The organism is Escherichia sp. WS547 (assembly GCF_046486065.1).
Taxonomy (GTDB): Bacteria; Pseudomonadota; Gammaproteobacteria; order Enterobacterales; family Enterobacteriaceae; genus Escherichia; species Escherichia coli.
Genome location: NZ_JBJQMA010000046.1, coordinates 1 through 12,801 on the forward strand (window position 1 = coordinate 1; position 12,801 = coordinate 12,801).

Below are 12,801 nucleotides of genomic sequence, written 5' to 3' on the forward strand. Positions count from 1 at the left end.
TGGCGTTCTCCCCGGTCATGCTGACGATGAGCTGGTCGGCCTCATCGCTGACGGCCTGGAAGCGGGGATCGGCTCCCCGGGGGACTATCTGTCGTGCGTTTTGTGGTGCGCTTTGTCGTGCTGTTTGTGGTGCAGACTGTCGTGCATCTTTCCCGCCTCCGGCCAGCGCCCTGACCTCTGACCGCAGCGCCTCGATGGCGGTCAAAAGTTTGGTGTCCATCCCTTCCGGCTTCGTGCCGAGTCCGGCGACAAGCGCCTCTATGACGGCATCTGTGCGGGTTACTTTGTTTTTCTCCGCTCGCTGCTCGATGCGCTCGATCAGGCTGACGGGCAGTCGAACGGTTAGGGTTCTGGTTTTCTCTCGCATGGGCTGGCCTCTCCGTGTCGTGCGTTTTGTCGTGCTGTTTGTCTTGCGGAGTGTAATGCGTTTTGTCGTGCGCGTCGAATTTGACGTAGTGCAATTGTCGTGCGCTGAGGGGCGACGGCGTGGCGTCGCCTTGGGTGCCTGTGGACAGTTTCTGTGGACAAGTATTTTGCGGCGGGGCTGGCCCGTGGATAAGTCGCGGAGGCTGCGCGGCTCTAAGATCGGCGCGGGATCGCGTTTATCGCTGCGGGATCGCTATGTACTGGCGCAGGGGGTGGGTGTAACGGTATGATGGCGCGGCTGAAAAAGAAAAACCCGCCTTGGGGAGACGGGTTTTCTTCAAAGCTGTTTTGAGTTTGGAGCTTTCACGGCGGTCACCGTGGAAAACACATAATAACTCATGTTGGGTGTGAAGCCAGCGTGAATTATACGCGATCATAATGACGCGTGCAAAGGGTGTTTTCCTCGTAAAGTCCCACCGTTGTAAGGCTCCTTGAGATTGGCTGTTCAATTTTGAGGACGTAAAATTGTCAAACCATGAAGAAAATTCCGGCGCTGTTGCCGACAACGTAACGCCGATCACCGCCGCTAAGGTGGGACGCCCCTCGCTGCCTAAAAAATACCCGACCACCGCGTTTCCCGTGGAGCTGGAGATCAACTACCGGAAGGGGCGCTACTCGTCCTCTCTTGAGAACGTTGTCGCCGCTATGCGCTGCCATTCCGTCACCGGCATCCAGCTCGCTTTCGATGAGTTCTTTGCGGAGGAGGGGGCGTTCGTGAACGGGCAATGGTACCCGCTGTCCGACAACCTAGTTACCGAGCTGCGTCTGCGCCTCGCTGCTGCCGACTTTGAGAAGGTGACCAAGGACAATGCCCGCGACGCGATGTTCTACGTCTGCGGTGAGAACAAATTCGACAGCGCCCAGCGCTGGCTGGCGGCTCAGGAGTGGGACGGGAAGCCTCGCGTCGATATGTTCTTCGAGCGGTGCTTCAAATGCCAAGGGGATCCCGAGTACCTGGCGGCGGTCAGCCTCTACACCTGGACGGCGCTTGCAGGGCGCGTGATGAATCCCGGCATCAAGGCCGACATGGTTCCGCTGCTGTACGGGCGGCAGGGTGCCCGCAAATCGACGGGCGTTCGCCTCATGTCGCCGTTCCCTGACTCCTACTCCAGCTTCAACCTGAACGACAAGGACGACTCCTTAGTGCGCCGTATGCGTGGGTGCCTGATTGGCGAGCTGGAGGAGCTGCGCGGCCTCCATGGGCGCGACTCCGAATCGGTGAAGGCGTTCTTCTCCGCAGCCCACGACGAGTGGGTGCCGAAGTTTAAAGAGTTCAAGGTACGAAACCCCCGCCGTGTCGTGTTCATCGGTACCACAAACAACAAGCAGATCCTCAATGATTTGACGGGTAACCGCCGCTATTTGCCTATGACCTCCGGGGACGTGGACTGCGCGGCTATCGAGAAGAACCGCTCCCAGCTGTGGGCTGAGGCGCTCCACCTGTTCAACGAGAACGGGGTGATGTGGGAGGCCGCTGAAACTCTGGCGCGTAAGGTACATGACGAGTTCCGCGTTGAGGATCCATGGGAGGACGAGATCGCCGACCTGCTCAAGATCGGGGTCGACGACTGCGAGCCGACCAGCTTCGTTCCGACTAAGGCGCTGTTCGCTCACCTTGGGATGTACCTGAGCCATACCAGCAATGCTCAAAACCAGCGCCTGAACGCGATAATGACGCGTCTCGGCTACGAGAAAGGGCAGCGAAGAATCAAAGGTGCAACCGTTCGCGGGTACTTCCGCACTGGTTCATCGACCCTGTAGCGGTCACTTTCACCTTCCAGGGGAGCTTAATGCTCCCCTTTTTTATGTGTCACACCCACCGTCACACCCGGGTGTGACACCTGCATTTTTTGTCCCACCCGTCACACCCACCTGTCACACCCGTCACACCCACGTCACACCCGTGCCTGTGACAACTAATCCCTTTATTTACTTAGTATTTAATTAAGTGTCACACCCGTCACACCCACTTTTCTAATTAAATATAAAAAACGAATTAATAGGGTAAATAGGGGTAAATCGCTCACTAATTACACAATTAAATATTTTTTTTACTATTTATGAATCTTTGCCGTTACGCCTGTGACGGGTGTGACATCGAGCCATTGACGCGCCGCAGCTGCACCCCTTCGGGGATGCACTTTGCTTGTCTTGGTCGATCGGTGGATAGGTTCGTCGTGCCGGGGTGGTGGGTGGTAGTGGTTAGGGGGTGGATCGGGTGGTTGGGGTGGCGCTGAGGGCACGAGCTGTCGCTCGCGCTGGGTGGTCGTCTGTTGGTTCTGCGTGAGGGCTTGCCCTCGCGCCCTCTGCGGGCACTGTTGCAAAGTTAGCGATGAGGCAGCCTTTTGTCTTATTCAAAGGCCTTACATTTCAAAAACTCTGCTTACCAGGCGCATTTCGCCCAGGGGATCACCATAATAAAATGCTGAGGCCTGGCCTTTGCGTAGTGCACGCATCACCTCAATACCTTTGATGGTGGCGTAAGCCGTCTTCATGGATTTAAATCCCAGCGTGGCGCCGATTATCCGTTTCAGTTTGCCATGATCGCATTCAATCACGTTGTTCCGGTACTTAATCTGTCGGTGTTCAACGTCAGACGGGCACCGGCCTTCGCGTTTGAGCAGAGCAAGCGCGCGACCATAGGCGGGCGCTTTATCCGTGTTGATGAATCGCGGGATCTGCCACTTCTTCACGTTGTTGAGGATTTTACCCAGAAACCGGTATGCAGCTTTGCTGTTACGACGGGAGGAGAGATAAAAATCGACAGTGCGGCCCCGGCTGTCGACGGCCCGGTACAGATACGCCCAGCGGCCATTGACCTTCACGTAGGTTTCATCCATGTGCCACGGGCAAAGATCGGAAGGGTTACGCCAGTACCAGCGCAGCCGTTTTTCCATTTCAGGCGCATAACGCTGAACCCAGCGGTAAATCGTGGAGTGATCGACATTCACTCCGCGTTCAGCCAGCATCTCCTGCAGCTCACGGTAACTGATGCCGTATTTGCAGTACCAGCGTACGGCCCACAGAATGATGTCACGCTGAAAATGCCGGCCTTTGAATGGGTTCATGTGCAGCTCCATCAGCAAAAGGGGATGATAAGTTTATCACCACCGACTATTTGCAACAGTGCCAGTCGGCGAATATCTTGAACAGGACTACTATCGGCAACTTGACGAACTATCCGTCAACACGCCTTAACTTAAACAAAATACCCTCCGCCAAACCCGGGGCGGTTCACTTCTTCGACGAGAAAAACCATGCAAAACATTCTGATGAATCTGGCGTTTTATCTCCTGGTTGTTGCTGCCGGCGCCAGCTTTTCCCTGCAACAGGCGGCCAACAACCATCTTCGCGCAGAACTGCTTTCACCATGGTGGGCAGGTTTCATCAGTTATGTCGGCGGTTCCCTGGCCATGCTGGTCATGGCGCTGGTTTGTCGCGGCCCTGGCCTGTCATGGGATATGCTTTCGCGTACCAGCCCGTTTTCATGGACAGGCGGTATTTTAGGGGCGATTTACATTGCCACGGCCATTTTCATGATCCCGAAACTGGGAGCAACAACGGTTCTGGCATTGATGGTGGTCGGGCAAATGCTGCTTTCCCTGATGCTCGATCACTATGGCCTTCTTGGTATCCCGGTTTATCCTGTCACCGGTATCCGCCTGCTGGGCGTTGTCCTGCTTGTTCTTGGGGTAGTGCTGATCAGATGGCAGGCATAAGATCAAGGGATTCGAAGTCATGCGAGCCCTGCGCAAAGGACAGGCTCGCCCCTGGTGCCTGCAGCCCGGCATCAGGGGCGAGGTGCGCCTTGTGGAGAGAGCTTTTGGCATTGGGCCCTCGGCGCTGACGGAGGCCATGGGCATGCTCAACCACCATTTCGCAGCAGCCGCCTGATCGGCGCAGAGCGACAGCCTACCTCTGACTGCCGCCAATCTTTGCAACAGAGCCCCTCTGCGTTATGGGTGGAATGCGTAGCTGCAGCTGCGCGTTTGGTTCGTCCGGGCATCAAAACGGGGCTTCTCGCGCACGCGAGCGGTAACAATTGCGTAACGTGCGGATCCGCGTATTCCGTGGGCTCCCGGGTTTTGGCGGTCACAAAAACGGTCACATGGCGGTCATTTCGGTCATGGCGGTCATTGTTGTTTGCGGTTCATGCCCTCGCGCATGATGTCGGCCTCGGTGCCCGGCTTGATCTCGTAGATGAGGCGTTCGCGTTCCTGCGCTTTGAGCAGGGCGGTCATGAGGCCGCTGATCGCTTTGACCATGGTGGCGTCCTTCTCCAGCATGGCCTGTAACGATGCGCTGCGGAGGGCTTGCAAGTCCTTTGCGTGGCGCTGTAGCAGGTCAAATTGCTGCTGTACAAAGTGGTTTTTAAGGCGTCGGATCGCGGCCTGTGGTGTGGCCTCGACGGCGGCGGCGGCGCGTTTCCGCATCTCCTCGATGCTGAGGACGTTGCTGGGTGCTGCGGCCTTCTCGCTCGCCCATCGGCGAACGGTGCGGGGTGGGATCCCCATGGTGCGTGCGACGGTGGCACTGGTTGCGCCGTCCTGCTCCAGTAGCCTGAGCGCCTGGGCTTTCTGTTCGGTGGTGTATTTCTTCATGGTTCCTGCTCCGGTTGGTTTCTCTCCCGTATTGAAACGTCACGCGCTGAAAATGGCGGGGGTTTTTGGGGGGTACACGGCGTTTGTGCGTGCGTGGTCGTGCGGTTGGGTGTTTTTGTGGCTGAGGCGCTTAGAATGGCTCTGGTGCGTTCTGGTGAAGGGGGCGCTTCCGCGCCCCTGTAAGTGGTTCGTAATGGCGTAAGGCTTTTGTTATTGCTTGCTGCTTACACCTGTAAGGCTTTCGTTATGGTCATGCCTCCCATGCGTAAAGGCTGATGATGCTGACGGTGCGGTATCGCCCTGCCTGGTCGCGGAGGGTAGTCTGGTACTGGCCTCGGCGGTTGGCGGCGCAATGACGCGGCTTGCCAAACTGGCGGATCTCGCCGTGTTCGATGCTCAGGCCCGGGTAGCGGGCAGGGGTGGTCTGTTGTATGCTCTGCATGTCATTAAATCTCTAACGGGTGGTTGGTGATGCCCGGGTTGGCTCTCACACTTCCCCGGGCCTGGGTTGCGGCGGTGACTTTAGCGAGTACCACCGCCGCGATCTCTCTCTTACTCCGGCGCGACCGCGTCGACCTTCTCAAGATGGCGGTAAATCGCGCTCCGGCTTAGGTTTAGCTGTTTGGCTATGGTGGCGATCGGCACTCCCATGGCGCGGCGCATGACAATCTCCCCGGCTTCCTTCGCTCCGATCTTGGTCGGGCGTCCGAACTTCTGGCCTCGGCTCTTTGCTGCCTCGATACCTGCTGCCTGGCGTTCGAGGATGAGCTTGCGTTCCATCTGGGCGAAGCTGGCCATTACGCCGAGTACCGCCTGTCCGACGGCGCTGCTCAGGTCGACGCCCTCGCGGATGCTGACTAGGGTGATCTTCCGCTTCTCCAGCTCCTCGACCAGCTCGAGGGTGTCCCTGGCGTTCCTGCCGATGCGATCGATCGCGTAAATGACCAGGGTGTCGCCCTCCTGCAGCAACTGGTTCAAGAGGATGCCGAGGGCAGGGCGCTCGCGTGGTGGTACCGTCCCGCTGATCCCGTCGTCGGCAAGGATGGAGGCGGTTGGGAACCGGGCGATGATGGCGTCTCGCTGGCTGTTGCTGGTTTGTTCGTCGGTTGATACGCGAACGTAACCGTATGTTTTGTTCACTTTTTTCTCTCCTCTGACCGATACGTCTCTTTCGACACAACATGCCACAACTGTATCGAAAGTCTATCGCTAAAGTGTCTTTTTCGTCGTTCTGTTGGGTGTCCTGAAATGTAGGGGATTAGCGACGGCCTCCAGGCGGCTCCCCGCGCTGGGCGAGAGCCCTGCGCCCTCTGCGTTGATGTCTGCGCTGCGTCGTGACGGCATGCTGTCTGAGCGGCGTTTCTTGCCGCTTTGCTGATAACTTGCTGAGAACCAAACCATGACCGAAATCAAAACCGAATGCCCGGACGCGGCCTGGCTGCGTACCACGCTTGCTGAAATGGCGGGTGATGCGTTCCCTGTGTATGACCTCCCGTCCCTGCGGGTAGACCCGAACTCCTCCACTCAGCTTTCGGCGCTCGCTGATCGTCAGGCTGCGCGTGAAATGCGTCAGGCCGCTTCCGACGTAGAGGCGCGACGGCTGGACGCCGCTCGAGTGGTGGAAGGGCTCAAGACCGAGGCCGAACGGCTGCGGGGCTTGATCGCCGACGGCAAGGCTGCGCTGCGTGCTGGCGAGCCGGTGAGCCCCGACGCGGGTGTTGCGTCGTTCCTGCTGCCGGACATCGAGGCCGAGCTGGTTGTTGCTGAGGCTGCTGAGGCCGACGTGGCCCGGGAGCGTGACACCCTGCTGCAGGATGCCGATCGCCGTGACGCGGCGGCTGCGCTGGCGCTGTTCAACTGGGCGCACTCCGTTCGCGTGCAGCGTATCGAGCTGCTTCTCAAGCTGGCGATGGACGAGGCGACGACGCTCGCTGAAGCCGACGGCGGGCGCGGCCTGTACCGTACCGTGATCGCGCCTGACCGCCGTCTTAACCAAATTTTCGCCACGCAGGGCGCTATTGAAATCCTGCGCCGTAACCGTGGCATGGAGGGTGTGTAATGTCTGCTTTCAAACTCCTGTGTGACCGGCTTCGCAATGAGGCGACGCTGGCAAAATCTGACGGGGCCGGCGCTTTCAAAAAGCAATCTCTGGATCCCGACCTGAAGGGCGGCAAGAAGGGCAAAAAGCCCGCCGGGGAGCTGGAGGAGGACGAGGCGATCGCGTCTCTCCACCGTAAGCGCATGAACGACGTTAAAGGTTGCAAGACGCTGACCAAATCCACCGGCGCTGATGACTTTGGCCTCCCTCCGCTGTCGTCGGTGGTCGAGACAGTGGTGGAGACAGGCGGCGCAGCGCAGACGTTCGCGCCGATCGGGGCTCCGGTGGCGTCTCCGACCGAAGCGGTTCACCGTGCGCGTGCGCAGTCCATCCAGGACGCGGCGTTCCTGAACGAGATGAAAGCGGCGGGTGTGGCACCGGCTGACCTGGTGTTACTTGACGGCGTGTTGACGTCCTCTCGTGGGATGCCAGACGCGGCGCGTGCTCCGGCGTTTGCCGAGGTGCGCCGTCAGGTTCAGGCGGGCGGCATGACGCTGTCACCGGCTGCGCGTGGTATTGACTGGAATGCGTAAGCTGCCGCGTCACCTGCAGGGCGAGGTGTTGATGCCGCTGTCCAGCAGGATCACGCGCTCGCAACGGCTGGAGCTGATCTGGCTGTTGCCCGTTCTGCGGCTCCACCCGGGCGATCGATCGGTCACTGAGCGGCGGGCGCTTGGCAGGTTCCGGGGATCGCTCGCTGCGGGTGGCCAGACGGATGCTTTCGTCCGTTCGGATGCGTCTCTGTACGCGCTGGGACTGCGGTTCCAGCGCAAGCGCACCCGGGAGCTGGTTGCTTCGGATCCCGATGTTGCTGCGGCTGGCGAGGCGCTGGAGCAGCGTGCAAACGGCGTGAACCTGTCCGAGACGTTCGGGGGTGGCGATGAGTGAATTTGCTGTCTCGCGCCTGGTCATTCCTGAGGTGGTGATCCCCGACGGGGTCATTGCTGCCCGACGGGCAAGGGGACAGGCTCAACGTGTCGCAGCTGCTCGCCGTGCTGCAGAGCGTCGTGCTGCGCCTACGTGGCGCTGGGTGAGACGGGAACAGCCCCGGTCGACAGGGCGGTGAAACGGTGAGACGGGGCGCGTTATGCGCCCTTTTTTTCGCCCTTCGCCTGGCGTGCCTTGCGCCGGAATGCCTTGATCTCTGTCAGGCGGGCTTTGGCGTTTTCGGCCTCCTCCGGAGTTGCTGGTTCGGTGGGGTTGCCGTCCAGGTCGTAGCGCATGCACTGGTCGATGAGGCTCTGCTGGTACGAGCTGGTACCCGTGACAATGCCCAGGATGCGACGGACGGCTTTGCGGTCTGCCTCTGGCGGCATGTCCAGCTCTGCGCCTCGGGTCAGGATCTGCTCGATGATGCCCTTTGCCATGGGGCGACGGTCAACTCCCCGGGTCAGTAAGTCAGGCCAGTGCTCTTTCAGGAATGCTTTGGTCACCCGGTTGGCCAGCGCCTTTTTGGACTTGTTGGCGATCGCGATGTCCTGCTGGCGGCGGTCGTTCTCCTCCTGTCTGCGGATCCCCTCGGCGACCTGCTCGGGCGTCTTTTTCGGCTTTGCCGCTGTGGGCTTCTGTGCGGGCTTCTGCGGGGCTTTCGCTTTTGGCTGTACCTTCGCCTTGCTGGTAGTCCGTTCGGCTGGCTGTGGCTCAGATTTCGTGGCCTTTTCTGGCGGGACGTAGACCGTGCGGTTGCGTCGCTTGATGGTCAGGATCGGGCGGGTGGGTTCGGTCATAAATCTCTCTCAGGTCTGTTGGTCTGGATGTGGTCGGCAAGGGCGATCAGGGTGGCGGCGTCGCCGCGGTCCCGATCGATGCGCCGGATGATGTCGTTGATGTAGTCCCAGCGCCCGACGGCGGCAAGGACGGAAAGGGTGAGGCGGTTGAACCGACTCTCTGGTACCCGGTCGAGGGTCAGGGGGATGCGCTTGCGGGGGCGTCCTGGACCGCGCCCTGTCCCTGGTCTTTTGAGCAGCTGCGGCTGCTCCCTCTGCGGCAAAATAACGGGGATCTTCGCCAGGCTGCGCGTCTCGTTCTGCGTGAACTCGGGCACCGCGATGTGCTCGTCTGTCCATGTCCTGCCTCCGGGCCTGGCTGATGCGCTGGAGTCGCAGGACGGGCAGGAGACGACGATCTCCCGTCGCGGCTTGCCCTTGACCGGTGCCTTGCTGATCACCAGGGGCGCGGCTTTGCAATCGGAGCAGACCGACGCTGTCCAGACCGCGTTGTCTGGCAGGGTGGCGTTCCGGTACTGGTGCGCGGCGTCATGCGGTGTCTGGAAGCTGACCGTCTGAAACGTGGGGGCGACGCTGAGGGGTGCCGCCCATGGCTGGCACCTGGGACAAGCAAGCTCCACCTCTCCGGCGTGCCCGTCGCCACCGTTCCAGCGCAGGGGCTCGCGGTGTTCGTGGCAGTAGTACACGAAACCGTCGCGGCGTGTTTGCCCGACCGGGCCTGGTCGGCGATCGTGGAACCGTGCGCCCGGGTTGGCTCGCATGGCGCGGACTAGCGCCTCGCCCTGGTGGATGCCGTACCAGACCTGCCAGCCATCGCCGATGCCGATCAGGAACGGCGAGACGAACGGTGGGGTGCGGTTGACTCTCCCGCGTGCGTTGGCTCCGATGGTGGCTTCGCGTTCGCGGTTCCAGCAGGAGACGCACAGGCTCGAACCGGGCTTATTGGGGGCGATCAGGCGGTTGTCTTTCCGGCTGCAACGGGGGCAGAGCTTACGGGTGTCTGCCGGGGTGGTCAGTGGTGCGTCAGGGGGCTGTTCGGTACCGACCCAAAGCGCGAGGCCAGTGGGGCACCGGTGGCACTCGAGGTGGGGGTTTTCAATCGTGCGATCGAGGTGGCTCTGCTCATAAATCTGTCGGCATGCCTCGACCCGGAGGGAGCACCCGCCGGGGCAGGTGACGAACAAAACGCCGGGGAGCTGCTCGGGGAATTTTTCAGTCGCGCTTACGCGTTCAAGTGCTGCCGGGTTCGGCTGCGTCGATTCGTTCGTGTCGTTATCGTCGTTCACTGCTCCCCCTGCGTCGAAATGGTCGCCAGACAGCGCCAGCACTGGCTGTGCGTCTTTTTTAGTATCTCACAAAAAACGCCACTTTGGCGTTAATTGTGTTACGCTTGTCTTACTGATTCCTGACGAGCAGTTGGGAAACATGAAACCGGATCGCCCGGTGCCGCTTTCCCTCCTCCCCAACGAGGCGGGGTTGTAAACGAGGATGCGCGCTTCGTCCTTGGCAGGTGCGAGTAAGCGAGAAGGGCTGCTGTCCTGCCGCTATGCGGTAAGTCCTCAAGGGCGGCTTTATCGATAATCGTCACTCCCGCCCCCCGATGCCCGTTAAGCTGAGGGGGGCACCTATCTGGTACTCCCAATGAAAAAACGAATCTATACCGCTGACCTCGCTGCGCTGCTGAACGTGTCGCTGCGCACGCTCTCGCGGCTAAGTTCGCGGGGGATCGTGCCGACTCCGGCAGGGCGCTCCCTCCGTGGCGGGCATTACTGGCTGGCTGGCAATCCCGAGATCAAACGCTTCGTTGCCGACCAGCGTCGTCCGGGGAGGGCTGCTGATGGCGTTCGTTGATTTCGACACTACCCATCTGAAAGAGGATCCGGGCCTGTTCTGGCGTGCCGTATCGGCTGCGGGTGCTCCGGCTGATCGAGACGAATGGGTGCGTCTCTGCCTGGCTCTTGGTTGCTGGGCGTCTCTCTGCGGCGAGGACGGGCTGGCAGCTATCGAGGCCTGGTCCACTCGACATGGGCGAGGCGAGAATCGCCATCGCCAGCAGTACAGGTCGTTTTTAAAAGGCGACCTGGATACATTCGCCGCTCAGGCTTTCCTCAATTTCTCCGGCGTCGAATGGCGCAACGGTCGCGCTTCTGTCCAGTCCGACGTCGATCGCGCTGAACGGCTGCGGTTGTCCCGTGAGGCCACAGCGAAGGCAAAGGCTGAACGCGACAAGAAGGGTGATGCTGCTGCGCGTGCTGCGGTCAAGCTGCTGGCGAAGGGAGGGGATCCTGCGTCTACCCCATACTGGCGCAAAAAGACCGCTCTGGCAGCTGCGGGTGGCGTCCAGCTGCCCGCCCTCAGCACAGATCTTGGTGTTGGCGGGATGTTTCGATCGTTCAATCCGCGTGCTTACTGGTCTGATTGCCTCCTGATTCCGGTTTACAAGTTCGACGCCGCCCGTCAGCTGTATGTTGACGGCCTGGAGGCCATCTGCGGGCGTTGCTCGGCTGAGGGTTTCCAGCTCACTGGCTCGAAGTTCTCTCCGGCGGGTACCCGCAAGCAGGGCGGCTTCTACCCGATGCCGGGGTTCATGGACGTGCTCGACGGCTCCCCGCACGCGCCCTACTCGCCTCTGTTCGTCTGTGAGGGGTTCGCTACGGCGTTCGCCCTGCACCACCTGAGCCGTGGCAAGGTGGCGGTCTGCGCTGCGTTCTCGATCGCCGGGTTCGGCAGCTGCGTGGCGTCGCTGCGTCGGTTCTGGCCAGATGTTGATGTGATGCTGGTACCGGATCACGGCGAAGCGTACCGCCTGGCGCATAAAGCGGCCTATGGCGATGAGCGAGAGCCGGTCCCGACAATTCCAGGCGCGGCGGTTGTGTCGTTCGACGGCCTCGATCGGTTCACTCCCCGGGATAACCTCGACTGGTTCGACGTGCTGGTTGAGGAAGGGGAAGATCGGGCACGTGAGCTGCTCCGGTATGCGGTTCGTCATGCCCGGCTTGAGCGGCGTTGATTGACGTGTCCGAATGGTGCGCCTTTCGGGACACACCTCCTGCTGCCGCTGCCCCGGATTTTGCGACCGACTTTCGAGACACTATCGACGCTTTTTTGCATAGACGGATTAAAGCGACGCACCGCCGCTGCGGTCGTGACGCTATCCTGCAGCTGGTTTGGTTTCCAGCAGCACACTCAAGCCCGGCACCGTTTTGGTGTCGGGCTTTTTTTCGCCCGTAAGGAGGGCACATGAAATCAAAGACTGAATTACGCGCTGCCGCGACGGCTCGCGCCCTTGAGGTGATCGCTTCTGAGATGGGGGGTTGGTCGCTCGACGGGTTTGCTCACGGCTCGCTGCCGAACTTCTCCCCGCTGCCGCGCCAGCAGACGCAGGAGGGCTCTGTGGTGCTCGAACGCCCGCCGTTCGACTACACCTGGGCGGGTACCGCTGCGTTTACCGATCGTGCAAACCGTGCGCTGCAGGTGAAGCTACCGGCGTCGCGTGAGCGTAACTACATCTGGCTGTGCGCGGTCGAAAGGGAGGCTGTGGCCACCGCGCTGATGGTGGAGTCGTTCAACGTGACCGGCTGCGCGGCGTTCGCCGGGTTGCCTCCTGTGGATGGCATGGTGCTGCTGACCATGGACGAGGCCGACGTGGAGCTGATCAGGGCGGCGATGCTGCAGTGGCTGGATGCGGCGGCGGCGTGAGCCGTCGCCCCTCTGCGTCAAATCAGGCCGCGCTCGCGCAGCTTGTGGCGGTAGTCCCGGACGCGGCTGGTATTCCACTCCTGCCCGGTGGCGGTGGTGTGCCCGGCTGCGTTCAGCGCCTGGGCGATCGCGGGCAGGGTGGCGTTCTCCCCGGTCATGCTGACGATGAGCTGGTCGGCCTCATCGCTGACGGCCTGGAAGCGGGGATCGGCTCCCCGGGGGACTATCTGTCGTGCGTTTTGTGGTGCGC

Annotated in this window: 15 protein-coding genes and 2 pseudogenes; 10 read left to right on the top strand and 7 right to left on the bottom strand. The window is 60.8% G+C overall.

The window, feature by feature from the left end; all coding sequences use genetic code 11:
• On the bottom strand, positions 1-367 hold a 367-nt coding region (locus ACJHWK_RS23515; RefSeq protein WP_410234944.1), incomplete at its 3' end, for a hypothetical protein.
• Between the two features lie 524 nt (positions 368-891).
• Here ACJHWK_RS23515 and ACJHWK_RS23520 point away from each other — a divergent pair.
• Positions 892-2,187: a VapE domain-containing protein gene (locus tag ACJHWK_RS23520; protein ID WP_337223343.1), complete on the top strand. Its 1,296-nt coding sequence runs from the start codon at positions 892-894 to the stop codon at positions 2,185-2,187.
• Between the two features lie 602 nt (positions 2,188-2,789).
• Here ACJHWK_RS23520 and ACJHWK_RS23525 read toward each other — a convergent pair.
• Positions 2,790-3,494, bottom strand: a complete 705-nt coding sequence (locus ACJHWK_RS23525; protein WP_001067855.1) for an IS6-like element IS26 family transposase — start codon at positions 3,492-3,494, stop codon at positions 2,790-2,792.
• 189 nt (positions 3,495-3,683) lie between these two features.
• Here ACJHWK_RS23525 and ACJHWK_RS23530 point away from each other — a divergent pair, with 189 nt between their 5' ends.
• Together ACJHWK_RS23530 and ACJHWK_RS23535 are read left to right on the top strand one after the other, a co-directional pair.
• On the top strand, positions 3,684-4,145 hold the full coding sequence (locus tag ACJHWK_RS23530; protein WP_196451626.1) for a DMT family transporter: 462 nt from the start codon (positions 3,684-3,686) through the stop codon (positions 4,143-4,145).
• A gap of 1 nt (position 4,146) precedes the next feature.
• Positions 4,147-4,320 (top strand): annotated as a pseudogene (locus ACJHWK_RS23535) (IS6 family transposase); the annotation flags it as partial.
• A 239-nt stretch (positions 4,321-4,559) separates the two neighbouring features.
• Here the strand turns inward: ACJHWK_RS23535 and ACJHWK_RS23540 are convergent.
• On the bottom strand, positions 4,560-5,027 hold the full coding sequence (locus tag ACJHWK_RS23540; protein WP_064186840.1) for a helix-turn-helix domain-containing protein: 468 nt from the start codon (positions 5,025-5,027) through the stop codon (positions 4,560-4,562).
• A 217-nt stretch (positions 5,028-5,244) separates the two neighbouring features.
• Here ACJHWK_RS23540 and ACJHWK_RS23545 point away from each other — a divergent pair, with 217 nt between their 5' ends.
• On the top strand, positions 5,245-5,499 hold the full coding sequence (locus tag ACJHWK_RS23545) for a hypothetical protein (RefSeq protein ID WP_217300910.1): 255 nt from the start codon (positions 5,245-5,247) through the stop codon (positions 5,497-5,499).
• Between the two features lie 80 nt (positions 5,500-5,579).
• On the opposite strand, the gene ACJHWK_RS23550 is transcribed toward ACJHWK_RS23545, so the two are convergent.
• Positions 5,580-6,167: a recombinase family protein gene (locus ACJHWK_RS23550; protein WP_064186842.1), complete on the bottom strand. Its 588-nt coding sequence runs from the start codon at positions 6,165-6,167 to the stop codon at positions 5,580-5,582.
• 259 nt (positions 6,168-6,426) lie between these two features.
• Here ACJHWK_RS23550 and ACJHWK_RS23555 point away from each other — a divergent pair, with 259 nt between their 5' ends.
• From ACJHWK_RS23555 to ACJHWK_RS23565, 3 genes are read left to right on the top strand one after another with little or no spacing between them, the layout of a single operon-like run.
• On the top strand, positions 6,427-7,086 hold the full coding sequence (locus ACJHWK_RS23555; RefSeq protein ID WP_112918731.1) for a hypothetical protein: 660 nt from the start codon (positions 6,427-6,429) through the stop codon (positions 7,084-7,086).
• A complete protein-coding gene (locus tag ACJHWK_RS23560) occupies positions 7,086-7,658 on the top strand; it encodes a hypothetical protein (protein WP_061301021.1) in 573 nt (190 codons plus the stop codon). Before ACJHWK_RS23555 ends, ACJHWK_RS23560 begins: the two co-directional genes overlap by 1 nt.
• Positions 7,651-8,013: a hypothetical protein gene (locus tag ACJHWK_RS23565; RefSeq protein ID WP_064186829.1), complete on the top strand. Its 363-nt coding sequence runs from the start codon at positions 7,651-7,653 to the stop codon at positions 8,011-8,013. Before ACJHWK_RS23560 ends, ACJHWK_RS23565 begins: the two co-directional genes overlap by 8 nt.
• Positions 8,014-8,210: 197 nt before the next feature.
• Here the strand turns inward: ACJHWK_RS23565 and ACJHWK_RS23570 are convergent, their stop codons facing one another.
• Both ACJHWK_RS23570 and ACJHWK_RS23575 read right to left on the bottom strand, forming a co-directional pair.
• Complete coding sequence (locus ACJHWK_RS23570) at positions 8,211-8,852, bottom strand: ProQ/FINO family protein (protein WP_145062807.1); 642 nt, start codon at positions 8,850-8,852, stop codon at positions 8,211-8,213.
• Positions 8,849-10,138, bottom strand: a complete 1,290-nt coding sequence (locus ACJHWK_RS23575; RefSeq protein WP_145062810.1) for a hypothetical protein — start codon at positions 10,136-10,138, stop codon at positions 8,849-8,851. Before ACJHWK_RS23575 ends, ACJHWK_RS23570 begins: the two co-directional genes overlap by 4 nt.
• 355 nt (positions 10,139-10,493) lie before the next feature.
• Here ACJHWK_RS23575 and ACJHWK_RS23580 point away from each other — a divergent pair, with 355 nt between their 5' ends.
• The 3 genes from ACJHWK_RS23580 to ACJHWK_RS23590 all read left to right on the top strand — a co-directional run bounded on the left by ACJHWK_RS23580 (position 10,494) and on the right by ACJHWK_RS23590 (position 12,551).
• Positions 10,494-10,703, top strand: a complete 210-nt coding sequence (locus tag ACJHWK_RS23580; RefSeq protein ID WP_064186834.1) for a hypothetical protein — start codon at positions 10,494-10,496, stop codon at positions 10,701-10,703.
• Positions 10,690-11,862 carry a hypothetical protein gene (locus ACJHWK_RS23585; protein WP_145062813.1) on the top strand — a complete coding sequence of 391 codons (1,173 nt, stop codon included), beginning with the start codon at positions 10,690-10,692 and terminating at the stop codon, positions 11,860-11,862. Before ACJHWK_RS23580 ends, ACJHWK_RS23585 begins: the two co-directional genes overlap by 14 nt.
• 230 nt (positions 11,863-12,092) lie before the next feature.
• The gene (locus ACJHWK_RS23590) at positions 12,093-12,551 is read left to right on the top strand and encodes a hypothetical protein (protein ID WP_217823328.1); all 459 of its coding nucleotides are present in this window, start codon (positions 12,093-12,095) and stop codon (positions 12,549-12,551) included.
• Positions 12,552-12,568: 17 nt separating this feature from the next.
• Here the strand turns inward: ACJHWK_RS23590 and ACJHWK_RS23595 are convergent.
• A pseudogene (locus ACJHWK_RS23595) lies at positions 12,569-12,801 on the bottom strand (hypothetical protein); the annotation flags it as partial.